Source organism: Paracoccus mangrovi, assembly GCF_042648425.1.
In the GTDB taxonomy this organism is placed as follows: Bacteria; Pseudomonadota; Alphaproteobacteria; order Rhodobacterales; family Rhodobacteraceae; genus Paracoccus; species Paracoccus mangrovi.
On sequence record NZ_JBHRXJ010000008.1, the window covers coordinates 87,928 to 111,432 of the forward strand.

The 23,505-nt window shown below is 65.2% G+C and carries 21 protein-coding genes; 18 read left to right on the forward strand and 3 right to left on the reverse strand.

Annotated elements, in window-relative coordinates; genetic code table 11:
- Window positions 1–50: 50 nt before the first annotated feature.
- Window positions 51–896: an HTH-type transcriptional regulator BhcR gene (bhcR, locus tag ACFOMH_RS12050; RefSeq protein WP_377744720.1), complete on the reverse strand. Its 846-nt coding sequence runs from the start codon at window positions 894–896 to the stop codon at window positions 51–53.
- A gap of 182 nt (window positions 897–1,078) precedes the next feature.
- Here bhcR and bhcA point away from each other — a divergent pair, with 182 nt between their 5' ends.
- The 12 genes from bhcA (at window position 1,079) to ACFOMH_RS12110 (ending at window position 12,837) form a co-directional block, all read left to right on the forward strand.
- Window positions 1,079–2,269, forward strand: coding sequence for an L-aspartate--glyoxylate aminotransferase BhcA (bhcA, locus tag ACFOMH_RS12055; protein WP_377744722.1), 1,191 nt, complete (start codon window positions 1,079–1,081; stop codon window positions 2,267–2,269).
- 1 nt (window position 2,270) lies between these two features.
- A complete protein-coding gene (gene bhcB / locus ACFOMH_RS12060) occupies window positions 2,271–3,230 on the forward strand; it encodes a beta-hydroxyaspartate dehydratase BhcB (protein ID WP_374424277.1) in 960 nt (319 codons plus the stop codon).
- A 9-nt stretch (window positions 3,231–3,239) separates the two neighbouring features.
- Window positions 3,240–4,415, forward strand: a complete 1,176-nt coding sequence (bhcC, locus tag ACFOMH_RS12065; RefSeq protein ID WP_377744723.1) for a 3-hydroxy-D-aspartate aldolase BhcC — start codon at window positions 3,240–3,242, stop codon at window positions 4,413–4,415.
- Window positions 4,415–5,377 (forward strand): iminosuccinate reductase BhcD, encoded by a 963-nt coding sequence (bhcD, locus tag ACFOMH_RS12070; RefSeq protein ID WP_377744725.1) that lies wholly within the window; start codon window positions 4,415–4,417, stop codon window positions 5,375–5,377. Before bhcC ends, bhcD begins: the two co-directional genes overlap by 1 nt.
- A gap of 45 nt (window positions 5,378–5,422) precedes the next feature.
- Window positions 5,423–6,904 carry a nucleobase:cation symporter-2 family protein gene (locus ACFOMH_RS12075; protein ID WP_377744726.1) on the forward strand — a complete coding sequence of 494 codons (1,482 nt, stop codon included), beginning with the start codon at window positions 5,423–5,425 and terminating at the stop codon, window positions 6,902–6,904.
- Window positions 6,904–8,244, forward strand: coding sequence for an 8-oxoguanine deaminase (locus ACFOMH_RS12080; RefSeq protein WP_377744728.1), 1,341 nt, complete (start codon window positions 6,904–6,906; stop codon window positions 8,242–8,244). The genes ACFOMH_RS12075 and ACFOMH_RS12080 overlap by 1 nt, the downstream gene beginning before the upstream one ends.
- A 20-nt stretch (window positions 8,245–8,264) precedes the next feature.
- Window positions 8,265–8,615, forward strand: coding sequence for a hydroxyisourate hydrolase (gene uraH / locus ACFOMH_RS12085; RefSeq protein ID WP_377744730.1), 351 nt, complete (start codon window positions 8,265–8,267; stop codon window positions 8,613–8,615).
- A gap of 225 nt (window positions 8,616–8,840) precedes the next feature.
- Window positions 8,841–10,088: a urate hydroxylase PuuD gene (locus ACFOMH_RS12090; RefSeq protein ID WP_377744731.1), complete on the forward strand. Its 1,248-nt coding sequence runs from the start codon at window positions 8,841–8,843 to the stop codon at window positions 10,086–10,088.
- Window positions 10,089–10,150: 62 nt separating this feature from the next.
- Window positions 10,151–10,783 carry a LysE family translocator gene (locus ACFOMH_RS12095; protein WP_377744733.1) on the forward strand — a complete coding sequence of 211 codons (633 nt, stop codon included), beginning with the start codon at window positions 10,151–10,153 and terminating at the stop codon, window positions 10,781–10,783.
- Window positions 10,784–10,844: 61 nt separating this feature from the next.
- Window positions 10,845–11,558, forward strand: a complete 714-nt coding sequence (locus ACFOMH_RS12100; protein ID WP_377744734.1) for a class I SAM-dependent methyltransferase — start codon at window positions 10,845–10,847, stop codon at window positions 11,556–11,558.
- A 51-nt stretch (window positions 11,559–11,609) separates the two neighbouring features.
- Window positions 11,610–12,155 carry a hypothetical protein gene (locus tag ACFOMH_RS12105; RefSeq protein WP_377744735.1) on the forward strand — a complete coding sequence of 182 codons (546 nt, stop codon included), beginning with the start codon at window positions 11,610–11,612 and terminating at the stop codon, window positions 12,153–12,155.
- Between the two features lie 142 nt (window positions 12,156–12,297).
- The gene (locus tag ACFOMH_RS12110; protein ID WP_377744737.1) at window positions 12,298–12,837 is read left to right on the forward strand and encodes a hypothetical protein; all 540 of its coding nucleotides are present in this window, start codon (window positions 12,298–12,300) and stop codon (window positions 12,835–12,837) included.
- Window positions 12,838–12,841: 4 nt separating this feature from the next.
- Here the strand turns inward: ACFOMH_RS12110 and ACFOMH_RS12115 are convergent, their stop codons facing one another.
- Window positions 12,842–13,738 carry a LysR family transcriptional regulator gene (locus ACFOMH_RS12115; protein ID WP_377744739.1) on the reverse strand — a complete coding sequence of 299 codons (897 nt, stop codon included), beginning with the start codon at window positions 13,736–13,738 and terminating at the stop codon, window positions 12,842–12,844.
- Between the two features lie 116 nt (window positions 13,739–13,854).
- Between ACFOMH_RS12115 and xdhA the strand changes: the two genes are divergently transcribed.
- The 4 genes from xdhA to guaD are packed head-to-tail and all read left to right on the forward strand — an operon-like array spanning window position 13,855 to window position 19,617.
- Complete coding sequence (gene xdhA / locus ACFOMH_RS12120; protein ID WP_377744740.1) at window positions 13,855–15,300, forward strand: xanthine dehydrogenase small subunit; 1,446 nt, start codon at window positions 13,855–13,857, stop codon at window positions 15,298–15,300.
- Complete coding sequence (xdhB, locus tag ACFOMH_RS12125) at window positions 15,297–17,594, forward strand: xanthine dehydrogenase molybdopterin binding subunit (RefSeq protein ID WP_377744741.1); 2,298 nt, start codon at window positions 15,297–15,299, stop codon at window positions 17,592–17,594. Before xdhA ends, xdhB begins: the two co-directional genes overlap by 4 nt.
- Window positions 17,591–18,334 carry a xanthine dehydrogenase accessory protein XdhC gene (gene xdhC, locus ACFOMH_RS12130; protein ID WP_377744743.1) on the forward strand — a complete coding sequence of 248 codons (744 nt, stop codon included), beginning with the start codon at window positions 17,591–17,593 and terminating at the stop codon, window positions 18,332–18,334. Before xdhB ends, xdhC begins: the two co-directional genes overlap by 4 nt.
- Window positions 18,322–19,617: a guanine deaminase gene (guaD, locus tag ACFOMH_RS12135; RefSeq protein ID WP_377744744.1), complete on the forward strand. Its 1,296-nt coding sequence runs from the start codon at window positions 18,322–18,324 to the stop codon at window positions 19,615–19,617. The genes xdhC and guaD overlap by 13 nt, the downstream gene beginning before the upstream one ends.
- Window positions 19,618–19,704: 87 nt before the next feature.
- Here the strand turns inward: guaD and ACFOMH_RS12140 are convergent, their stop codons facing one another.
- Entirely contained in the window at window positions 19,705–21,006 is a 1,302-nt protein-coding gene (locus tag ACFOMH_RS12140; protein ID WP_377744745.1) for an NCS2 family permease, read from the reverse strand.
- 217 nt (window positions 21,007–21,223) lie between these two features.
- Here ACFOMH_RS12140 and puuE point away from each other — a divergent pair, with 217 nt between their 5' ends.
- Both puuE and ACFOMH_RS12150 read left to right on the forward strand, forming a co-directional pair.
- Window positions 21,224–22,636: an allantoinase PuuE gene (gene puuE / locus ACFOMH_RS12145; protein WP_377744747.1), complete on the forward strand. Its 1,413-nt coding sequence runs from the start codon at window positions 21,224–21,226 to the stop codon at window positions 22,634–22,636.
- A gap of 14 nt (window positions 22,637–22,650) precedes the next feature.
- Window positions 22,651–23,469, forward strand: a complete 819-nt coding sequence (locus tag ACFOMH_RS12150; protein WP_377744748.1) for a bifunctional allantoicase/(S)-ureidoglycine aminohydrolase — start codon at window positions 22,651–22,653, stop codon at window positions 23,467–23,469.
- Window positions 23,470–23,505: the final 36 nt, after the last annotated feature.

The following is a 23,505-nucleotide window of genomic DNA, read 5'->3' on the forward strand; positions in this document are numbered from 1 at the left end:
AGATGTGGAAAATCAATATGCTGAAAATTATCATAAAATTTCCCGCGCCCTCAGACCGGCCCTGATTCCCCTGCGCCGGGCGCGGCGGCCGGCGGGGTGCCGAATGACAATTCGCGCGCCGCGCCGATCACGAATTCACAGATCGCCGAAAGACGCGCATCCGACATGCGCAGCACCGGCCCCGAGACCGAGATCCCCGCCGCCGCCTCGCCCGCCAGATCAAAGATCGGCGCCGCGATGCACCGCATGCCCAGCGTCCGTTCCTCGTTATCCAGGGAATAGCCGCGCGCCCGGATCCGCGCCAGATCGTCCAGAAGCGCCTGCGGCTCGGCCAGCGTCATCGGGGTGAACCGCTCAAGCACCATCGCCCCGACGGTGCGCCGCAGCTCGGGCGCGGGCATATGCGCCAAAAGCGCCTTGCCGATCCCCGAAGCATGCAGCGCCGATCGCGTCCCCGGCGGGAAAAAGGCGCGGATGGTTTCATGGGTTTCGGCCTGGCTCAGAAACAGCACCGCATCGCCGTTCAGAATGCCCAGATTGGCGGTTTCCCCGGTCGCCTCCATCAGCCGGCGCAGCACCGGCCGCGCCCGCTCGACCAGACCCGAGCGGCGCATGAAGGCGGTGCCATGGCGAAAGGCGGTCGGTCCGACATGCCATGTCTGGTTCACGTCATCGCTTTCCACCACGCCGCGCGCGGCCAGCGTGACCAGCACCCGATGCACGGTCGAAGGCGCCTGCCCCAGGCGCTGGGCGATCTCGCTGAGCGTCAGGCCGCTGGCCGCCGCGATCACGTCCAGAATGTCCAGCGCCCGGTCCAGCGCGCGCACGCCGCCGCTATCCCCGGCATCGCCGCTACGGCCGCGCGGACGGCCCCTTTTTCGCGGTTCAGACGACATTCAATGAATCCTTTCGATTTATTATCGGTTTCGTTGAAAAACAGAAATCGCCTTTGGAAAAGCACAATGGATTGATCCGAAATGGAAATACACCATTTTTCCGCGATTGCGAAATATTTTTCAGAAAAATTGCACCGCTGGACCGCGCCCCATAGCCTGATCCACAACTGCGGAGGAAAACCATGACCAGTCAGAATCCGATCTTTATCCCAGGCCCCACCAACATCCCCGAGGAGATGCGCAAGGCCGTGGACATGCCCACCATCGACCACCGTTCGCCGGTGTTCGGGCGCATGCTGCATCCCGCGCTCGAGGGCGTGAAACAGGTGCTGAAGGGCACGCAGGCGCAGGTCTTTCTGTTCCCCTCGACCGGGACCGGCGGCTGGGAAACCGCGATCACCAACACGCTGTCGCCCGGCGACAAGGTGCTGGCCGCGCGCAACGGCATGTTCAGCCAGCGCTGGATCGACATGTGCGAACGCCACGCGCTGGACGTCACCATTGTCGAAACGCCCTGGGGCGAAGGCATCCCCGCCGACCGTTTCGAGGAAATCCTGACCGCCGACAGGGGGCATGAGATCCGCGTCGTTCTGGCCACCCATAACGAGACCGCGACCGGCGTGAAATCCGACATTGCCGCCGTGCGCCGGGCGCTGGACGCGGCGGGGCACCCGGCGCTGTTGTTCGTCGATGGCGTGAGCTCGATCGGCTCAATGGATTTCCGCATGGACGAATGGGGCGTCGATATCGCCGTCACCGGATCGCAAAAGGGCTTCATGCTGCCGCCGGGGCTGGCGATCACCGCCTTTTCGCCCAAGGCCATGCAGGCCGTGGACAGCGCCCGCCTGCCCCGCACCTTTTTCGACATCCGCGACATGGCCACGGGCTATGCCCGGAACGGCTATCCCTATACGCCGCCGGTCGGGCTGATCAACGGGCTGAACCTGGCCTGCGAACGCCTGCTGGCCGAGGGGCTGGAACATGTCTTTGCCCGCCACGCCCGCATCGCCGGCGGCGTGCGCGCCGCGGTCGAGGCCTGGGGGCTGACGCTTTGCGCCGCGCGCCCCGCGCTTTATTCCGACAGCGTCAGCGCCATCCGCATGCCCGAGGGGTTCGACGCCAACCGCTTTGTCGCCCATGCGCTGGAAACCTATGACATGGCCTTCGGGACCGGGCTGGGACAGCTGGCCGGCAAGGTGTTCCGCATCGGCCATCTGGGCAGCCTGACCGACGCGATGGCGCTGTCCGGGCTGGCCACGGCGGAAATGGCGATGGCCGATCTGGGCCTGCCGATCCGGCTGGGCAGCGGTGTCGCGGCGGCGCAGGAGCATTACCGCCGCTCGACCGGCGCCGCGCTGCAAAAGGCCGCCTGAGATGAGGGACGCCATGTATATCCCCACCCTCGACGACATGCTGGATGCGCGCGCGCGCATCACGCCCCATATCCACCGCACGCCGGTCTTGACCTCGCGCATGCTGAACGAGCTGACCGGGGCCGAGCTGTTCTTCAAATGCGAGAACCTGCAAAAGGCGGGCGCCTTCAAGGCGCGCGGGGCGTCGAATGCGGTGTTCGGGCTTTCGGACGAACAGGCGGCGCGCGGCGTCGCCACCCATTCCAGCGGCAATCACGGCACCTGCCTGTCCTATGCCGCCGGCCGGCGCGGCATCCCCTGCACCGTGGTCATGCCGCGCACCGCGCCACAGGCCAAAAAGGACGCCGTGCGCGGCTATGGCGGGCGGGTCGTGGAATGCGAACCCTCGACCAGCTCGCGCGAGGCGGTCTTTGCCGAAGTGGTGGCCGAAACCGGCGCCGAATTCGTGCATCCCTATAACGACTGGCGCGTGATCGCCGGTCAGGCGACCTGTTCGGCGGAACTGATCGAACAGGTCGAGGGGCTGGACGCGGTGGTGGCGCCCATCGGCGGCGGCGGCATGATCTCGGGCACCTGCCTGACGCTTGCAAATCTTGCGCCGGGGATCCGCGTCTATGCCGCCGAGCCGGAACAGGCCGACGACGCCGCCCGCAGCTTTCGCGCCGGCCATATCATCGCCGATGACGCGCCCGAAACCGTCGCCGACGGGCTGAAAGTGCCCTTGAAGGATCTGACCTGGCATTTCGTGAAAAGCCATGTCGCCGATATCCTGACCGCCTCGGAAACCGAGATCGTCGAGGCGATGAAACTGATCTGGAAGCGCATGAAAATCGTGATGGAGCCATCCAGCGCGGTGCCGCTGGCCACGATCCTGAAACACCCCGAAACCTTTGCCGGCAAGCGCGTCGGCGTCATCATCACCGGCGGCAATGTCGATCTTGACCGCCTGCCCTGGATGTAAGGAACCGCCATGAACGCCCAACAGAAAATCGCACCCGATTTTTCCGGCTACGAGGTCGGCTATGACATTCCCGCCCTGCCCGGCATGGACGAGGCCGATATCCAGACGCCCTGTCTGATCCTCGATCTGGACGCGCTGGAACGCAATATCCGCAAGATGGGCGATTATGCCCGCGCCCACGGCATGCGCCACCGCAGCCATGGCAAGATGCACAAATCCGTCGATGTGCAGAAATTGCAGGAAAGCCTTGGCGGCGCCGTCGGCGTCTGTTGCCAGAAGGTCAGCGAGGCCGAGGTTTTCGCCCGTGGCGGCATCAAGGACATTCTGGTCAGCAATCAGGTCCGCGATCCCCAAAAGATCGACCGGCTGGCCAGGCTGCCGAAAACCGGGGCGCGCATCATCGTCTGCGTCGATGACGTGGCGAATGTGGCCGACCTGTCGGCGGCGGCCATGCGGCACGGCACCCAGCTCGAATGTTTCGTCGAAATCGACTGCGGCGCCGGGCGCTGCGGGGTCAAGACGACCCCCGCCGTGGTTCAGATCGCGCAGGCCATCGACGCCGCGCCGGGCCTGAAATTCACCGGCATCCAGGCCTATCAGGGCGCGATGCAGCACATGGACAGCTTTGCCGACCGCAAGGCGAAGCTTGACGCCGCCATCGCCCAGGTCAGGGACGCGGTGGATGCGCTGACCGCGCTGGGGCTGGAACCCGAGCTGGTTTCCGGCGGTGGCACCGGCAGCTATTATTTCGAAAGCAATTCCGGAGTTTACAACGAATTGCAATGCGGCAGCTACGCCTTCATGGATGCCGATTACGGCCGCATCAAGGACAAGGACGGCCAGCGCATCGATCGGGGCGAATGGGAAAACGCGCTGTTCATCCTGACCAGCGTGATGAGCCATGCGAAACCCGATCTGGCGGTCTGCGACGCCGGCCTCAAGGCGCAATCGGTCGATAGCGGCCTGCCCGTCATCCATGGCCGCGAAGATGTGACCTATATCAAATGCAGCGACGAGCATGGCGTGATCGAGGACAAGGCCGGCGTGCTCAGGGTCAATGACAAGCTGCGCCTTGTGCCCGGCCATTGCGACCCGACCTGCAATGTCCATGACTGGTATGTCGGTGTCCGGGGCGGCAAGGTCGAAACCGTCTGGCCGGTCAGCGCCCGTGGAAAGGGCTATTGATGCTGGTCGTTGCCGAAAACCAGATCGCCGGACTGATGACGCCCGAGGCGGCATTCGACGCCATCGAGGCGGTCTTTGCCGCCATGGCCCGGCGCAAGGCCCGCAATTTCCCGGTGATCCGCGAGGCGCTGGGGTATCAGGACGCGCTTTACGGCTTCAAGGGCGGCTTTGATGCCGATGCGCCGACCCTTGGCCTGAAGGCCGGCGGCTACTGGCCGCACAATCAGGATCGCGGGCTGATCAATCACCAATCCACGGTGTTCCTGTTCGATCCCGATACCGGCCGCGTTTCGGCAGCGGTGGGGGGAAACCTCTTGACGGCGCTGCGCACCGCAGCGGCCAGCGCCGTCTCGATCAAATATCTGGCGCCCGCCGGGGCCAGGGTGCTGGGCATGATCGGCGCGGGCCATCAATCGGCGTTTCAGATGCGCGCGGCGGCCCGCGCCCACAGCTTTGAACGCGTGATCGGCTGGAACCCGCATCCCGAGATGCTGCGCCGGCTGGCCGATACCGCCGCCGAACTGGGCCTGCCGTTTCAGGCCGTCGATCTGCCGACGCTGGGGGCCGAGGCGGATGTCATCATCTCGATCACCTCGTCCTTTGGGCCGCTGCTTCTGGATGAGCATGTCAAGGGCCCGACCCATATCGCGGCCATGGGCACCGACACGCGCGGCAAACAGGAACTCGACCCGGCGCTGGTCGCCCGCGCCCGCCTTTTCACCGATGAGATCGCGCAATCGGTCAGCATCGGCGAATACCAGCACGCCATCGCCCAGGGCCTGATCGCAGAGGAGGCGATCGGCGAACTTGGCGCGGTGGTCGCGGGCGCGGATCCGGGCCGCAATGGCGCCGAGGTCACGATTTTCGACGGCACCGGCGTCGGTTTGCAGGACCTCGCGGTCGCCGCCGCCGTGGTCGAACTGGCAAAAGCAAAAGGGGTGGCGCAAGAGGTCGAGATCTGACCCCGCGCGCGCGCGCCCCGTCCTGATCAGGGAGGATAAGGACGCATGCACGAGACGATTGACAGGACCGGGTTCGACCCGGTCGAGGAACGCATTCCCGGCCCCCGTCTGATGGCGCTTGGCCTTCAGCATGTGCTGGTCATGTATGCCGGCGCCATTGCGGTGCCGCTGATCGTGGGCCGCGCCTTGCAGCTTTCGCCGCAAGACGTGGCCTTTCTGATTTCCGCCGACCTTTTCGTCTGCGGGATCGTCACCATCATCCAGTCCTTTGGCGCCACGCAATGGTTCGGCATCAAGCTGCCGGTGATGATGGGCGTGACCTTCGCCGCCGTCGGCCCGATGGTGGCGATCGCCTCGGCCAGCCCCGGACAGGACGGCGCGCGAATGATGTTCGGCGCGATCATGGCCGCCGGCCTCATCTCGATCTTTTTCGCGCCGCTGGTCGGGCGGCTCTTGCGGTTCTTTCCCAGCGTGGTGACCGGCACGGTCATTCTGGTCATCGGGGTCAGCCTGATGCCGGTGGGGATCAACTGGCTATTCGGCCTGCCGGTCGGTCCGACGGCGCCGAAACTGGTCGATCCCGAACAGGCGGCCTGGCTTCAACAGGCCATCGCCGCCGGCGGCGTCCCCGAGGGGGTCAAGCTGCTGCCGACCATGCCCAACCCCGAATATGCCTCGGTCCCGCGCATCGTGATCGGGCTTGCGGTGCTGGCCTCGATCCTTCTGATCTCGCGCTATGCGCGCGGGTTTCTGGCCAATGTCGCGGTGCTGATGGGCATCGTGATCGGCGGCCTGTTGGCGGCGGCACTGGGGATGATGCATTTCGACGGCATCGCCAAGGCCGCGTGGTTCGCGCCGATCAAGCCGATGCATTTCGGCACGCCGATCTTTGACCCGGTGATGATCCTGACCATGCTGCTGGTCATGTTCGTGACCATGATCGAATCGACGGGCATGTTCCTTGCGCTCAGCGATCTGTGCGGCCGCAAGCTCACGCCCCGGGCGCTGACCGCGGGATTGCGGGTGGACGGGCTCGGCACGGCCATTGGCGGGCTTTTCAACACCTTTCCCTATACCTCGTTTTCCCAGAATGTCGGTCTGGTCGGCGTGACCGGCGTGCGCTCGCGCTTTGTCTGCGTGGCGGGCGGCGCGATCATGGTCGTGCTGGGCCTGATCCCGAAAATGGGGGCGCTGGTCGAAAGCCTGCCCACGACGGTTCTGGGCGGCGCGGGGCTTGTGATGTTCGGCATGGTCGCCGCGACCGGCATCCGCATTCTTTCGACGGTGGACTTCAAGGGCAACAAGCATAATCTCTTTATCGTCGCCGTTTCCCTTGGCCTTGGAATGATCCCCATGATCGCACCCGACTTCAACCAGTGGCTGCCGCATTCGCTGCATACGCTGATCCATTCCGGCATCCTTCTGGCCGCTGTCGCCGCCGTGCTGCTGAACTGGTTCTTCAACGGCGCCCCCAACGCGACCGAGGAAGACATCCGCAATGCCGGCCACGCCGCCGAGGCGCATTGATGACGCGCCGTCTGATCCGGGGCGCCGAGGTGGTGGTGACGATGGACGCCGCCCGGCGTGAAATCGCGGGCGGAGAGGTGCTGATCGACGGCGGGGAAATCCTCGCCGTCGGAACCGGCCTTGCCGCCGAAGGGGCCGAGATCGTCGACGCCCGGGGCTGCGTCGTCACCCCCGGCCTCGTGAACACCCATCACCACCTGTTCCAGACCTTGACCCGCGCGGTGCCCGCCGCGCAGGACGCAGCCCTTTTCGGCTGGCTCAGGACGCTTTACCCGATCTGGGGGCGCATGGGGCCCGATGACATCCGCCTGTCCACACAGATCGGCCTGGCCGAGCTTGCTCTGTCGGGCTGCACCTGTTCGTCCGACCACCTCTATCTCTTTCCGAACGGCGCGCGGCTTGACGACAGCATTCAGGCCGCCGCCGAAATCGGCATCCGCTTCACCGCCACGCGCGGCGCCATGTCCATCGGCGAAAGCAAGGGCGGCCTGCCCCCCGACGCGCTGGTCGAGGCGGAATCCGCGATCCTCAGGGACAGCGAGCGCCTGATCGCGGCCTTTCACGACCCGAATCCCGGCGCCATGGTTCAGGTGGCGCTGGCCCCCTGTTCTCCCTTCTCGGTCAGCCGCGAACTCATGCGCGACGCCGCCATCCTCGCCCGCGACAAGGGCGTGCGCCTGCACACCCATCTTGCCGAAAACGACGAGGATATCGCCTATTCGCTCGAAAATTTCGGCATGCTGCCGGGCGATTATGCCGAAAGCCTCGGCTGGACCGGCGACGATGTCTGGCACGCACATTGCGTGAAACTCTCGGACAAGGAAATCGACCTCTTCGCCCGTACCGGCACCGGGGTCGCACATTGCCCCTGTTCGAACGCGCGGCTCGCCTCGGGGATCGCGCCGGTCCGCCGGATGCGCGATGCGGGCGTGCCGGTCGGGCTTGGCGTCGACGGCTCGGCCTCGAATGACAGCAGCCATCTCGGGCTTGAGGCGCGCCAGGCCATGCTGGTCGCCCGCCTCCAGGGCGGCGCCGCCGCCATGGGCGCGCGCGAGGCGCTGGAAATCGCGACACTCGGCGGTGCCCGCGTCCTTGGCCGCGGCGATATCGGCGCGCTGGAACCGGGCAAACGCGCCGATCTGGTGCTTTGGGACATCTCGGAACTGCCGACGGCCGGGCAATGGGATCCGGTCGCGGCGCTGATCTTCTGCGCCCCGATCCGCCCCCGCGCCGTCTATGTCGAAGGCCGCGCCGTGGTCGACGACCACCGCCTGTTGACCGCCGACCCGAAACGCCTGCATGACGCGGCCCGCGCCGCCATCACCCGCCTCGCGAACTGACCACGAAAGGAACCGCCCGCATGCCCGGCTATCTCACCACCCATGTTCTCGACACCGCCAATGGCAGCCCGGCACAGGGCATGCGCATCGAGCTTTGGCGCCTCGACGGAAACCGCCGCCTGATCGCCGAAACCACGACCAACCATGACGGCCGCACCGACAGCCCGATCCTGCCCGAAACCAGCTTCGAGACCGGCGAATACGAACTGGTCTTCCATGTCGGCGCCTGGCTCGACGCCATCGGCCACAAGGCCGCCCAGCCGCGCTTTCTCGATCAGGTGCCGCTGCGCTTCGGCATGTCCGAACAGGATCATTACCATGTCCCGCTGCTGATCTCGCCCTATGGCTATTCGACCTATCGCGGCAGCTGATCCGCCTCTTTCATGTCCAAATATCCCGGGGGAGGCCCGGCACGGGCCGGGGGCAGCGCCCCCTTGAACCGGAACCACCGAGGGGGCATCGCCCCCTCTTTCCATTTTCGCCCCGCCGAAAGAAAGATTTTCAACGAAAGCTTAAGACAACAAGGGCGAATGCATGAATAGTCGCCCCTGCCGCGTCGGGCTAATCTGCCCCGGAACGATCAGGGGAGACTATGCATGTCCGATTTCGCCGTCATCTGGGACTGGCTGGCCTTTGCCATCCGCTGGACGCATGTCGTCACCGCCATCTGCTGGATCGGTTCATCCTTCTATTTCGTCGCGCTGGACCTTGGCCTGCAAAAGGCGCCCGGCCTGCCCAAGGGCGCCCATGGCGAGGAATGGCAGGTCCATGGCGGCGGCTTCTACCATATCCAGAAATATCTCGTCGCGCCCGAACGCATGCCCGAACACCTGATCTGGTTCAAATGGGAAAGCTACATGACCTGGATCTCGGGGGCGGCGCTTCTGATGGTCACCTATTGGGCCGGCTCGGAACTCTTTCTGATCGACCCCACCAAGATGGAGCTGGCGCCCTGGCAGGCGATCGCCATCTCGGCCGGCTCGCTCTCGATCGGCTGGCTGGTCTATACCAACCTGTGCAAATCGAAACTGGGCGAAACGCCGACGCTCCTGATGCTCTTGCTCTTCGCGCTGCTGATGGTCATGGGCTGGGCCTATAATCAGGTCTTCACCGGGCGCGCCACCATGCTGCATCTGGGCGCGTTTACCGCCACGATCATGACCGCGAACGTGTTTTTCGTCATCATGCCGAACCAGCGCATCGTCGTGGCCGACCTCAAGGCCGGGCGCCCCGCCGATCCGAAATACGGCAAGATCGCGAAACTGCGCTCGACCCATAACAACTATCTGACCCTGCCGGTCGTCTTTCTGATGCTGTCGAACCATTACCCGCTGGCCTTCGCCAGCGAATATAACTGGGTCATCGCCGGGTTGATCTTTCTGATGGGCGTGACCATCCGGCACTTTTTCAACACCATGCATGCGCGCAAGGGCAAGCCGTGGTGGACCTGGGCGGTGACGGTGATCCTGTTCATCATCACCATGTGGATTTCGACCGCGCCGATGCTGCGCGAAACCGTCGAGGAATCCGAGGCCCGGATCCTCACCCCCACCCAACAGGCCATGGTCGACGCCCCCGGCTGGGACGCGGCCTATGGCGCGGTCATGGGCCGGTGCAGCATGTGCCACGCCCGCGAGCCGGGCTATGACGGCATTCACACCGCGCCCAAGGGGATCTTGCTGGAAACCCCCGACGACATCACCCGCGCCGCCCGCGAAATCTATATTCAGGCGGGCGTGACCAATGCCATGCCCCCCGCCAATGTCAGCTTCATGGAGCCGCAGGAACGGCAGGCCATCGTCGACTGGTATCGCAGCCTGCCCCGCACCGTCGCCATGAACTGACCCCGCGCAGCCGCTTTTCCCCCCTCGCCAAACCCCGGCCACCCCGCCCCGGAAAGCACCCGATGCCCGAGACCGCCAACCTGATCGCATTCGCGGCCATCGCCCTTGGGATGGTGCTGACGCCGGGGCCGAACATGGTCTATCTGATCTCGCGCTCGATCAGTCAGGGGCGCGCGGCGGGGCTGATATCGCTTGGGGGTGTGGCGCTGGGGTTTGTCTTTTACATGCTCTGCGCCGCCTTTGGCATCACCGCCATCGTCATGGCCGTGCCCTATGCCTATGATACGCTGCGCGTGGCCGGCGCGCTTTACCTGCTTTATCTGGCGTGGCAGGCGCTGCGCCCCGGCGGCCGCTCGCCCTTTCAGGTCCGCGACCTGCCAAAGGACAGCCCGCGCCGGCTTTTTGCCATGGGTTTTCTGACCAATCTGCTGAACCCCAAGATCGCGGTCATGTATCTGTCGCTTTTGCCGCAATTCATCGATCCGGCCCATGGCAGCGTGCTGGCGCAATCTCTGGTGCTGGGCACGACCCAGATCGCCATCAGCATCAGCGTGAATGCCATGATCGCGATCACCGCCGGCTCGGTCGCGGGTTTCCTTGGCCGGCGTCCGGCATGGCTGAGGCTGCAACGCTGGCTGATGGGCACTGTGCTGGCCGGGCTTGCCCTGCGCCTTGCCACCGAGGCGCGGCGCTAAGGCATTTGCCCCCTTCCCCCCGATCGGCTAGAGCAACGGCCACACAAGCGGGGGGCACGAGATGGAAAACAACGGCTGGGACGATTCCGCCGAGGCCTGGATCGCCGATATGGGCGCCGAGGGCGATTTCTCGCGCCGCCATGTTCTTGACGCCCCGATGCTGGCCCGCATCCGTGGCCGCGACTTTCGCAACGCGCTCGATGTCGGCTGCGGCGAGGGGCGTTTTTGCCGGATGCTGGCCGCCGAGGGCATCGCCACCATCGGCATCGACCCGACCGCGCGGCTCCTGGCCGCCGCCCGTACCCGCGACCCGCAGGGCCGCTACCTTCAGGGCCGCGCCGAGGCCCTGCCCTTTGACGATGCAAGCTTCGATCTGGTCATAAGCTATCTGACGCTGATCGATATCGAGGACTATGCCGGCGGCATCGCCGAAATGGCGCGGGTGCTGCGCCCGGGTGGCAGCCTGTTGATCGCGAACCTGAATTCCTTCAGCACCGCGGGCGACTGGACCGCCGAGGGCAAGGCCGCAAGCGGTTTTCTGATCGACAATTATCTGGACGAACGCGCCGAATGGGAAAGCTGGAACGGCATGCTGGTCCGCAACTGGCACCGGCCGTTTCACCTGTATATGCAGGCGTTGCTGTCGAATGGCCTGCGGCTGGTGCATTTCGACGAACCCGCACCAACGGATGGCAACCCCCAGACCATCGCGCGCTATCGCCGCGCGCCGTGGCTGCATGTCATGGAATGGGTGCGCGACGAGCGCGCCCCTTGATCCGCCCGGCGCATCGGATAGGTTGCCCCGATCTTGTGTATGGGGATAGCGATGAAACTGGTTCTGAGCATTTCGGCGCTGATGGTTCTGGGCGCGGGGGCGGCGCTGGCCTGTAGCGTGATGGAGGTCAAGACCGCCACCACCACCCGTGGCGAGGCGTGTTCCGTCGCCTATAGCGCGCCCAACCTCTCGGTCGCATCCGGCCCCGCCGAGCTGGTCTCCCCGCAGGTGCTGCGCCAATACGTCACCAAAGGCGTCTGTACCGGCGAAGAGATCGTGTTCTATTATGATTGCGCACAGGGCCGGGGCGTCTGGTTGGGCGGCGAGTACAGCGCCATGGGCATGTTCTCGCCCGATCCGGCAAAGACAGCCGCCAAGGGCCAGTCGCCCCTTGCCATGTCCTCCGGACCGGCCGCGTATTTCGCCGATAATCTGGAGCCGTCCTTCGCCCCCGGCTACGATATCGACGCCATCGCGGCCAAGGCCGACACCCTGCCATGGATCGCGCAAAAGGGCCGGATCAGCACCCCCTCGGTCACGGTCGAAGGGAAAAGCTTTGATCTGTCCTGCGGCTGCAAGATGCGGCCGGCAAAGTAATCCGCCGCATATCGGAACCGGATCGCACGCTATCGCCGCGCCATTGCCACATCTTCGGAAATGCGCGCGGGGTGAGCACTCCCGCCCCTTGATCCGCCCGGCGCATCGGATAGCGTCCAGGCATTCTGTGCAAGGACGCGACATGAAGCTGATTTTTATCTCCTTGGGATTTTTACCACTCGCGACAGGTGCGGCGCTGGCCTGCACGCCGGTTTCGGGCACGCAATCCACAATCACCCATGGCGACGCATGCAGCGTCACCTATAACGCGCCGGAACAGCAGATCGGCTCGGGCGCCGCCGAACGGCTGAGCGACCGGATCGTCCGGCAATTCATTTCGACCGGCAGCTGCGGCGGCGAAAGCATCGTCGTTTACTATGATTGCACGGAAAACCGTGGCGTCTGGCTGGGCGGCCAATACGAATTCATGGGCAACTTCCAACCCGAGCCGAAACAGCGCATCCCCCGGAACGTGGTCTATCCCGGCCCGGCAGACTATTTCACCGGTCAGGTCGAGCCGGAACTGGCCCCTGCCTATGACATCGACGCCATTCACGCCAAGGCCGCCGCCCTGCCATGGATCGAAGATCTGGGCAGGATCAACGGCCCGGCGATCAAGGTCGAAGGAAAAAGCTTCTATATGGGCTGCGCCTGCGCGCTAAAGACCAAGCCCGCGCCATAACCCATCAGGCGAAAACCCCGCGCGTCTCGCGGGCGATGAAATCGGCAAAGAGCCGCACCTTGGGGTCCTGCAGGCGGCGATGCGGGGTCAGAACGCCGAATTGCGCCGGGATCGGCGGCGTCCGGGGCAGAACCTCGACCAGCCGGCCCTGCGCCAGATCCTCGGCCACCTCATAGCGGGGGCGGTTGACGATGCCGCGCCCCTCCAGCGCCCAATCGGTCAGGACATCGCCGTCATCGGCGTCGAAACGACCATTGACCAACAGCTTCTGCGGCCCATCCGGCGTCTTCAGCACCCAATAATATTCCGGGCTGCGCGGATAGCGCAGCAACAGACAGTTATGCGCGGCCAGATCCTCGGGCGTCTCGGGGGTGCCGTGCTGATCCAGATAGGCGCGGGTCGCCACCAGCACCCGCCGGCATTCGGCGATGCGCCGCCATTTCAGCGCCGAATCCTGCGGCTCGCCCAGGAAAAACGCCAGATCGATGCCATCGGCGATGATGTCGACATTGCGATCCGACAGCCGCAGCCGCAGCTCGACCCCCGGATAATCGTCACAGAATTTCGGCACCAACGGCGCGATCAGCCGCCGCCCCAGCCCCAGGGGCGCGGTGATGCGCAGCGCGCCATGCGGCATGCCGGAAAAGCCTGAAACGACGGCCTCGGCCTCGTCCAGGGTCTCGATCACGCGGCGGGCGTTTTCATAAAAGGCGCGACCCACCTCGGTCGGGACCAGCTTGCGCGTGGTGCGGTTCAAAAGCCGCACCCCATAGCGCGATTCCAGTTCCTTGATGCGGTTCGAGGCGACCGCCGGCGACATGCGCAGATCGCGACCGCCAGCGGTGATCGAACCCAGCTCGACCACGCGCACAAAGACCTTCAGACTTTCAAGATATGGCAAGGACAGACCCGGCTTCTTTCAACGACAGCTAAAAAGTCTTATGCTCATTCGGTGATTTCGCAAAGCCAATTTCGCGACTAGGCTTTTTCCACCCAGCCATGCCGTGCGAGGAGCGAATGGGCCAAGAATTGCGCTTTCTGCTGAACGATACCGAGATCCGCCTGACCGAGGCGGGCGCCCGCGACACGCTGCTGGATTTCCTGCGCCTGAACCGCCGCATGACCGGCACCAAGGAGGGCTGCGCCGAAGGCGATTGCGGCGCCTGCACGGTGCTGGTCGGGCGCATCCATAACGGCCGCCTGCATTACGAACCGATCAATGCCTGCATCCGGTTTCTGGCATCCTGCCATGGCTGTCATGTCGTCACCGTCGAGCATCTGCGCGGACCCGTGGGCGGGCTGCATCCGGTTCAGGCGGCGATGGTCGAACATCACGGCAGTCAATGCGGCTTTTGCACGCCCGGTTTCGTGATGGCGCTTTACGGGCTGTGGATGCAGAACCCGCGCCCCGACATGGGCGCGATCGAAACCGCGCTGCAAGGCAATCTGTGCCGCTGCACGGGCTATGAGCCGATCGTCAAGGCCGCCTTTGCCGCAAGCGAAGCGGGCGGCCAGCATATGGATGCGCTGACTGTTGAACGCGACCGCGTGACCGCCGCCTTGCAGGCGATCCCGACCGGCCGGGTCGACATCGCGCGCAAGGATGACCGCGCGATCCTGCCCGCCGATGCCGCCGATCTGGCGCAGGTTCTGGCCGAGCACCCTAATGCCACCATTGTCGCCGGCGCCACCGATGTGGGGCTGTGGGTGACAAAATTCCTGCGCGACATCTCGCCTGCGGTGTTCATCGGCCATCTGGCCGATCTCAAGGAAATCAGGATCATCCCCGGCCATATCACCATCGGCGCGGGCGTCACCTATTCCGAATTCGAACCCTTCATCGTGCAGCATTTCCCCGAGGCGCTGGATTACTGGCTGCGCATCGGCGGCTGGCAGGTCAGAAACGCCGGCACCATCGGTGGCAATATCGCCAATGGCTCGCCCATCGGGGAAACCCCGCCCCTGCTGATCGCGCTTGGCGCCACGATGCGGCTGCGCAGCGTCGCGGGCACGCGCGACCTGCCGGTCGAGGATTATTTCATCGCCTATGGCAAACAGGATCGCCGCCCCGGCGAATTCGTCGAGTCGATCACCGTGCCGCTGAAAGGTGCCGCGCGCATCGCCGCCTATAAGGTCAGCAAGCGCCATCACGCCGACATCACCGCCTCGGCCGCCGCATTCCGGGTCGAAACCGACGGCGCCACCATCACGGATGCCCGCGTGGCCTTTGGCGGCATGGCCGCGACCCCCAAACGCGCCACCCTTGCCGAGGCCGCGCTGCGCGGGCGGCCCTTTGCCGCCGAAACCTTCGAGGCCGCCGCCCGCGCCGTGGCCGGGGATTTCCAGCCGCTCAGCGACTGGCGCGCCAGCGCCGCCTATCGCCAGCAGCTGGCGGCGAATTTCTTTCGTCGCTTCTGGCTGGAACAATCCGGCGCCGAGCACCGCCTGAGGAGGGTCGAATGAAACAGGACGTCACCATCAAGGGCGCGGCCCACAGCTCGATCATCCACGATTCCGCGATCAAGCATGTCACCGGGCGCGCCGAATATACCGATGACCTGAATGAACCCGCCGGCACGCTGCATGCCTATCTGGGGCTTTCGACGGTCGCGCATGGGCGCATCACCTCGCTCGATCTCGATGCGGTGCGCAAGGCCACCGGTGTGCATCTTGTGCTGACGGCGGATGACGTTCCGGGCGAAAACGACATCAGCGCCACGGGTCTGCATGACGAACCGCTGCTGGCCCGCGATCTGGTTCAGTTCCACGGCCAGCCGATCTTTGCCGTCATTGCCGAAACGCGCGATCAGGCCCGTCGCGCCTGTCAGCTGGCCCAGGTGGACTATGCCGAACTGCCCCATGCCACCGATGTGCTGGCGGCGCGCGACGCCGGCATGGGCTATGTCACCAAGCCGCTAAAGCTTGCGCGCGGCGACATGGCGGCCCTGGCGGCTGCGCCGCGCCGCATCGACGGCCGGCTGACCGTCGGCGGACAGGAACACTTTTATCTGGAAAGCCAGATCGCCATGGCCATCCCCGGCGAGGATGACGAGATCGCGATCCATGTCTCGACCCAGCATCCGTCCGAGGTCCAGCATATGGTCGCGCATGTGCTCGACGTGCCTTCGAACGCGGTCGTGGTCAATGTGCGGCGCATGGGCGGCGGTTTCGGCGGCAAGGAATCGCAGATGAACGTCTTTGCCTGTGTCGCCGCGCTGGCCGCAAAGCGGCTGGGCCGCGCGGTCAAGCTGCGCCCCGACCGCGACGACGACATGAGCATCACCGGCAAGCGCCATGATTTCGTCATCGACTATCAGGTGGGCTTTGACGACAGCGGCCGCATCCACGCGGTCGGCGGCGATTTCTATGCCCGCTGCGGCTATGCCGCCGATCTGTCGGGTCCGGTGACCGACCGGGCGCTGTTTCACGCCGACAACGCCTATTACTATCCGGCCGTCGAACTGCGCAGCCACCCGGTCAAGACCAACACCTGTTCGAACACCGCGTTTCGCGGCTTTGGCGGCCCGCAGGGCGTCATCATGGCCGAACGCGTGATCGAAGAGATCGCCTATGCGCTTGGCCGCGACCCCTTGGAAATCCGCAAGCTGAACCTTTACGAAAACGGCCAGCTCACCCCCTATCATCAGGAGGTCGAGGACCAGATCCTGCCCCGCATCTTTGCCGAGCTCGAAGCCAGCAGCGACTATCACGCCCGCCGTCAGGCGGTGCTGGATTTCAACGCACGTGGCGGTGTGATCCGCAAGGGCATCGCCCTGACCCCGGTGAAATTCGGCATCAGCTTCACCGCGACCTGGTACAATCAGGCCGGCGCCCTGATCCACATCTATTCCGACGGCTCGGTCCATCTGAACCATGGCGGCACCGAAATGGGACAGGGCCTGAACACCAAGGTGGCGCAGGTCGTGGCCGAGGCGCTGGGGATCTCGATCGACCGCATCCGCATCACCAGAACCACCACCGAAAAGGTGCCCAACACCTCGGCCACGGCCGCAAGTTCCGGCACCGATCTGAACGGGATGGCGGCGCTCGATGCCTGCCAGCAACTTCTGGCGCGGCTGACCGATTTCGCCGCCCGCAGCCATGGCGTGACCGCCGATCAGATCGCCATCGGCGAAACCACCCGCATCGGCGATGCGGCGCTGCCTTTCGCCGAATTCATCCGCGCCGCCTATCTGGACCGGGTCCAGCTGTCGGCGGCGGGCTTTTACAAGACCCCGAAAATCCACTGGAACCGCGATACCGGACAGGGCCGGCCCTTTTACTACTTCGCCTATGGCGCCGCCTGCGCCGAGGTCGCGGTCGACACCCTGACCGGCGAATATGTGATCGAGCGCGCCGATGTGCTGCACGATGTCGGCCGCAGCCTGAACCCGGCGCTGGACAAGGGCCAGGTCGAGGGCGCCTTTGTCCAGGGCGCGGGCTGGCTGACCTCCGAGGAACTCTGGTGGGACGACAAGGGGCGGCTGCGCACCCACGCCCCATCGACCTACAAGATCCCGCTGGCCTCGGACCGGCCCAAGGTTTTCAACGTGGCGCTGGCCGATTGGTCGGTGAACCGCGAAACCACGATCAAGCGGTCCAAGGCGGTGGGCGAGCCACCCTTCATGCTGGGCATCTCGGTTTTCGAGGCGCTGAACATGGCGGTGGCCAGCTTCAATGGCTACCGGGAAAACCCGCGTCTTGACGCACCCGCCACGCCCGAACGGGTGCTGATGGCGGTCGAGAGGTTCCGATGATCCGCGTCCGGGTCACCCGCGCGCGCGGCTCGACCCCGCGCGAAGCCGGCGCCACGATGATCGTCGCGGCGGAAACCACGCAGGGCACCATTGGCGGCGGACAGCTGGAATACATGGCCATCGACCGCGCCCGGCAGATGCTGGCGCGGGGCGAGGATGCGGCGATCATGGACGTCCCGCTTGGCCCCGAAATCGGCCAATGCTGCGGCGGCCGGGTGGAACTGTCGCTCGACCGGATCACGGCCCTGCCGCGCGCGCCCGATCATCCGCAGGTGCTGATCTTCGGTGCGGGCCATGTCGGCCGCGCGCTTGCCCGGGCGCTGAGGCTTTTGCCGCTACGCCCGATCCTGATCGATCAGCGCGCGGAGGAACTCGCTCTGGCCTGCGGCGAAACCCGCCTGACCCCCCTGCCCGAGGCCGAGATCCGCGACGCCCCCGGCGGCACCTCATATCTCATCCTGACCCATGATCACGCGCTGGATTTCCTGCTGGCCGCCGAGGCCCTGCGCCGCCCCGACGCCCCCTATATCGGCATGATCGGAAGCGCCACGAAACGCGCGCAATTCCAGCGCTTTGCCCGGACACAGGGCATCGCCTACGACCGCCTGACCTGCCCGATCGGCGCCGGGCATTCGCGCGACAAACGCCCCGAAATCATCGCCGCCTTCACCGCCGCCGAACTGATCGCCCGGCTGACCCGACCCATATCCTCCATGAAAAAATATCCATGCGACAGCTGATCCGGGGGCGCACGCTCTCATTCCACGCCGACCCCGCAGAGACGGAAAACGCCTTCACCTTTCACGAGGACGGCGCCATCATCACCCGCGACGGGCTGATCGAGGCCGTCGGCGACTATGCCGCCCTGCGCGACCCCGATCTGACGGAAATCAACCACCGCCCGCATCTGATCCTGCCGGGCTTCATCGACACCCATATCCATTTCCCGCAGGTCCAGGTCATCGCAAGCTGGGGCGCCCAGCTTCTCGACTGGCTCAACACCTATACCTTCCCCGAGGAATCCCGCTTCGGCCAGCAAGGCCACGCGCCCGCCATGGCCGAACATTTCCTCGACCTGCTGCTGGCGCATGGCACCACCACCGCCGCGGCCTTCTGCTCGGTGCATCCGCAATCGGCCGAGGCGCTGTTTGCGGCCGCGGGGTCGCGCAACATGGCCATGGTCGCGGGCAAGGTGATGATGGACCGCAACGCCCCGCCGGCGGTCCTCGACACCCCGCAGCAAGGCTATGACGACAGCAAGGCGCTCATCGAGAAATGGCACCGGCATGGCCGCCAGCGCTATGCGATCACCCCGCGCTTTGCGATCACCTCGACCCCCGAACAGCTGGCCATGACGGGACAGCTGGCGCGCGAATATCCCGATTGCCACATCCAGACGCATCTGAGCGAGAACCGCGACGAAATCGCCTATACGCTCAGCCTCTATCCCGGGGCGCGCGATTATCTTGACATCTATGAAAGCCACGGCCTGCTGGGGGAAAGGCTGCTTCTGGGCCATTCCATCCACCTCGAGCCGCGCGAAATCGCCCGCATGGCTGAAACCCGCAGCCGGGCCATCTTCTGCCCGACCTCGAACCTGTTTCTCGGCTCGGGCCTCTTTGACGAGGCGGGGCTGCGCGCGGCGGGCGTGCCCACCGGCATCGCCACCGATGTCGGCGGCGGCACCAGCTATTCGATGCTGCAAACCCTGAACGAAGGTTACAAGATCCTGCAATTGCGGGGCCAGAAACTGCACCCCTTCGCGGCCTTCCACTGGGCCACGCGCGGAAATGCACGGGCGCTCGGCCTGGAGGATGAGATCGGCACCCTCGCCCCCGGCACGATGGCCGATCTGGTGGTCCTCGACAGCCGCGCAACGCCCGCCATGGCGCTGCGCATGGCCCGCGCCGAAACCCTGGCCGAAGAACTGTTCATCCTTCAGATCCTCGGCGACGACCGCGCCATCGCCCAGACCTATGTCGCGGGCCAGCCCATGCTCGACAGGAACCGCAAAGCCGCCTGATCGGCGGCACCCCGGAACCGGCAAGCGCTTTCTTCTTCACGCAAATATCCTCGGGGGGTCCGGGGGGTCCGAGGACCCCCCGGCTTTTCACTCGACAAAGAACGCAAAGCGGATGACGAACAGCGCCGCCACCACCCAAGTCGCGGCGTGAACCTCGCGCGCGCGGCCGGTCAAAAGCTTGATCAACGCATAGCTGACAAAGCCGAAGGCCAAGCCGTTGGCGATGGAATAGGTGAACGGCATCATCAGCGCGGTCAGCACCGCCGGCGCGCTTTCGGTCACATCGCCCCAGGAAATCTCCTCGAACTCACGCACCATCAGACAGGCGACATAAAGCAGCGCCGGCGCGGTCGCATAGCCGGGAACCGATGCCGCCAGCGGCGCCAGAAACATCGCCATCAGAAACAGCACCGCCACGACCAGCGCCGTCAATCCGGTCCGCCCCCCGGCCTGCACGCCCGAGGCGCTTTCGACATAGGCGGTGGTCGAACTGGTCCCCAGCATCGACCCGGCCAGGATCGCGGTCGAATCCGCCATCAATGCCCGGCCCAGCCCCTTGTTGTGATGCGCCGGCCCCTCGATCAACAGGCCCGCGCGCTTGGCCACCCCGATCAGCGTGCCGGTGGCGTCAAACACCTCGACAAGCACCATGACCAGAATGACGTGAAAGATCCCCACCGTCAGCGCGCCGGCAATATCCAGCTGCAGGAAGGTCGGCGTGATCGCGGGCGGCATCGACACCACGCCTTGAAACGCGCTGGCCCCGATCGCGATCGACACCACCGTCACCACAAGGATGCCGATCAGGATCGCGCCCCGCACCTTCAGCGCATCCAGCGCCGCGATGATGAAAAACCCCGCCACCGCCAAAAGCGCGCCGGTCTGGGTCAGATCGCCCAAGCCCACCAGCGTGGCCGGATTGTCGACGACGATCCCCGCATTCTTCAGCGCGATCAGGCCCAGAAACATGCCGATCCCGGCGGCGATGGCGCTGCGCATCGAGGTCGGGATCCCCGCGATCAACCAGCGCCGGATGCCGGTCACCGACAGAAACAGGAACACCAGCCCCGAGATGAACACCGCCCCCAGCGCTTGTTGCCAGGTAAAGCCCAGCGCCCCCACGACGGTAAAGGCAAAGAACGCGTTCAGCCCCATCCCCGGCGCCATGCCGATGGGCCAGTTCGCCCAAAGCCCCATGATCGCCGATCCCAGCGCCGCCGCCAGACAGGTCGCGACAAAGACCGCGTTGCGATCCATGCCGGTGGTCGACAGGATGTCGGGGTTCACGAAAATGATATAGGCCATGGTCAGGAAGGTGGTGACCCCTGCGATCACCTCGGTCCTTACGGTGGTGCGATGGGCCTCAAGCCCGAATTGCTTTTCCAGCATCTTTCCTCCCTCGGGCGGCAGCCCCGCCCCCGCGGCCAGACTAGGTCCTTGGATCTTCAACAACCATGCAGGTGCCAGCGACAGAGTTTCAATGCGCCATTGAAAATGGGGGATTTTCAACAAAACCTGGGTTCTGTTTATTGAATTTGCCGCTTGCCTGTCCCCCGGGCAAGATGGTCTGTCAAAAAGAAACGGAATTCGCGAAAGGATGCAAGCGATGCGATACAGCCGCGACATGATCGGATACGGGGGCCACACGCCCGATCCCGAATGGCCCGGCAACGCCCGGATCGCGGTGCAGATCGTGATGAATTACGAGGAAGGCGGCGAAAACAGCATCGAACATGGCGATGCCGCCTCCGAGGCGTTCCTGTCCGAAATCATCGGCGCCCAGCCATGGCCCGGACAGCGGCACTGGAACATGGAATCCATCTATGATTACGGCGCGCGCGCGGGCTTCTGGCGGCTGCACCGGATGCTCAGGGATATCCCGATCACCGTCTATGGCATCGCGACCGCGCTTGAGCGCGCGCCCGAACAGGTCGCCGCCATGCAGGCCGCCGGCTGGGAAATCGCCACCCATGGCCTGAAATGGATCGACTATCGCGACATCCCGCGCGAGACCGAGGCCGAGCATATCGCCCGCGCGGTCGCGCTGCATGCCGCCGTCACCGGCGAACGGCCGCGCGGCTTTTACCAGGGGCGCACCTCGATGAACACGGTCGCGCTGGGATGCGAGGAAGGCGGCTTTGAATATCTTGCCGACACCATCGCCGACGACCTGCCCTATTGGCATGTCCATAATGGCCGGCCCCAGCTGATGGTGCCCTATACGATGGATGCCAATGACATGCGTTTTTCCAGCGGTCAGGGTTTCGGCACCGGGGTCGAGTTCTTCGATTACCTGCGCGACAGCTTTGACGTGCTTTACGCCGAAGGCGTGGCCGGCGCGCCCAAGATGATGTCCATCGGCCTGCATTGCCGGCTGGCCGGGCGTCCGGGCCGCGCCATCGCGGTGCAGAAATTCATCGAACATGCCCGCGCCCATGACGGCGTCTGGTTCGCGACCCGGCTGGACATCGCGCGGCACTGGGCGAAAACCCATCCCTATCAGCCCCGCGAGCGCCCGTCGCAGATGGATCGCGACGCCTTCGTGCAAAAATTCGGCAGCATCTATGAGCATTCGCCCTGGATCGCCGAGCGGGTCTGGGACGGCGAAATGGGCGCCATTCACGACACGCCTGCGGGCCTTGCCCTGCGCATGGCGCAGGTGTTCCGCAGCGCCAGCGATGCCGAGCGGCTGGGCGTGCTTTTGGCCCACCCCGATCTTGCCGGCAAGCTTGCGGCCGCCAAACGGCTGACCGCCGACAGCACCGCCGAACAGGCCAGCGCCGGCCTCGACAGCCTGACCGACGCCGAGCGGGCCGAGTTCGACCGCCTGAACACCGCCTATGTGGCCCGGCACGGCTTTCCCTTCATCATCGCCGTGCGCGACCACGACAAGCCCGGCATCATGGCGGCCATGCGCCGCCGCATCGACCACGACACCGCCACCGAACGCCACGAGGCCGAACGCCAGGTCGCCCGCATCGGTGAATTGCGCCTGCAACAGCTGCTGGGCGATAGCTGAACGAAAGGCATATCATGACCAAAACCTATGCCGGCCCCGTCGCCGGCCTGCCGCCGCAGACGGATCTTTCGACCGACACCGCCATCTTTACCGATGCCTATGCGGTAATCCCGGCCAGCACGATGCGCGACATCGTCACCAGCTATTTGCCAGGCTGGACGGGGATGCGGATGTGGATCATCGCGCGCCCCCTGTCGGGTTTCGCCGAAACCTTCAGCCAGTATATCGTCGAGCTGGCCCCCGGCGGCGGCGCGGCCCGGCCCGAGGATGATGCCGGCGTGCAGGCGGCGATCTTTGTCACCGAGGGCGCGATCACCCTGACCATCGATGGCAAGCCGCATGAGCTGGCGCCCGGCGGTTTCGCCTATATCCCGGCGGGCATGGCCTGGTCGGTCGCGAATGGCGCCGAGACCTCGCGCTTTCACTGGTGGCGCAAGCGCTGGCAGGCCGTGCCGGGTCTGGAAAAGCCCGATGTCATCGTCACCAGCGACCGCGACATTGCCCCAATCCCCATGCCCGATACCGGCGGCAGCTGGGCCACGACGCGATTCATGGACCCCACCGACATGCGCCACGACATGCATATCACGGTCGTGACCTTTACCCCCGGCGGCTCGATCCCGTTCGCGGAAACGCATGTGATGGAACACGGGCTTTTCGTGATCGAGGGCAAGGCGGTCTATCGTCTGAACCGCGACTGGGTCGAGGTCGGCCCCGGCGATTTCATGTGGCTGCGCGCCTTTTGTCCGCAATGCTGCTATGCGGGCGGGCCGGGAAATTTCCGCTATCTGCTCTATAAGGACGTGAACCGGCACGCGCCGATCTGGAAATAGCCGCGCATCGGGGCGCGCGCCCGGATCGGGCGCGCA

What these genes read in the sequence shown, in the direction of transcription:
- bhcR (WP_377744720.1), bottom strand. Translation starts at nt 896, where the DNA reads ATGTCGTCTGAACCGCGAAAAAGGGGCCGTCCGCGCGGCCGTAGCGGC.
- bhcA (WP_377744722.1), top strand. Translation starts at nt 1,079, where the DNA reads ATGACCAGTCAGAATCCGATCTTTATCCCAGGCCCCACCAACATCCCC.
- bhcB (WP_374424277.1), top strand. Translation starts at nt 2,271, where the DNA reads ATGAGGGACGCCATGTATATCCCCACCCTCGACGACATGCTGGATGCG.
- bhcC (WP_377744723.1), top strand. Translation starts at nt 3,240, where the DNA reads ATGAACGCCCAACAGAAAATCGCACCCGATTTTTCCGGCTACGAGGTC.
- bhcD (WP_377744725.1), top strand. Translation starts at nt 4,415, where the DNA reads ATGCTGGTCGTTGCCGAAAACCAGATCGCCGGACTGATGACGCCCGAG.
- ACFOMH_RS12075 (WP_377744726.1), top strand. Translation starts at nt 5,423, where the DNA reads ATGCACGAGACGATTGACAGGACCGGGTTCGACCCGGTCGAGGAACGC.
- ACFOMH_RS12080 (WP_377744728.1), top strand. Translation starts at nt 6,904, where the DNA reads ATGACGCGCCGTCTGATCCGGGGCGCCGAGGTGGTGGTGACGATGGAC.
- uraH (WP_377744730.1), top strand. Translation starts at nt 8,265, where the DNA reads ATGCCCGGCTATCTCACCACCCATGTTCTCGACACCGCCAATGGCAGC.
- ACFOMH_RS12090 (WP_377744731.1), top strand. Translation starts at nt 8,841, where the DNA reads ATGTCCGATTTCGCCGTCATCTGGGACTGGCTGGCCTTTGCCATCCGC.
- ACFOMH_RS12095 (WP_377744733.1), top strand. Translation starts at nt 10,151, where the DNA reads ATGCCCGAGACCGCCAACCTGATCGCATTCGCGGCCATCGCCCTTGGG.
- ACFOMH_RS12100 (WP_377744734.1), top strand. Translation starts at nt 10,845, where the DNA reads ATGGAAAACAACGGCTGGGACGATTCCGCCGAGGCCTGGATCGCCGAT.
- ACFOMH_RS12105 (WP_377744735.1), top strand. Translation starts at nt 11,610, where the DNA reads ATGAAACTGGTTCTGAGCATTTCGGCGCTGATGGTTCTGGGCGCGGGG.
- ACFOMH_RS12110 (WP_377744737.1), top strand. Translation starts at nt 12,298, where the DNA reads ATGAAGCTGATTTTTATCTCCTTGGGATTTTTACCACTCGCGACAGGT.
- xdhA (WP_377744740.1), top strand. Translation starts at nt 13,855, where the DNA reads ATGGGCCAAGAATTGCGCTTTCTGCTGAACGATACCGAGATCCGCCTG.
- xdhB (WP_377744741.1), top strand. Translation starts at nt 15,297, where the DNA reads ATGAAACAGGACGTCACCATCAAGGGCGCGGCCCACAGCTCGATCATC.
- xdhC (WP_377744743.1), top strand. Translation starts at nt 17,591, where the DNA reads ATGATCCGCGTCCGGGTCACCCGCGCGCGCGGCTCGACCCCGCGCGAA.
- guaD (WP_377744744.1), top strand. Translation starts at nt 18,322, where the DNA reads ATGCGACAGCTGATCCGGGGGCGCACGCTCTCATTCCACGCCGACCCC.
- ACFOMH_RS12140 (WP_377744745.1), bottom strand. Translation starts at nt 21,006, where the DNA reads ATGCTGGAAAAGCAATTCGGGCTTGAGGCCCATCGCACCACCGTAAGG.
- puuE (WP_377744747.1), top strand. Translation starts at nt 21,224, where the DNA reads ATGCGATACAGCCGCGACATGATCGGATACGGGGGCCACACGCCCGAT.
- ACFOMH_RS12150 (WP_377744748.1), top strand. Translation starts at nt 22,651, where the DNA reads ATGACCAAAACCTATGCCGGCCCCGTCGCCGGCCTGCCGCCGCAGACG.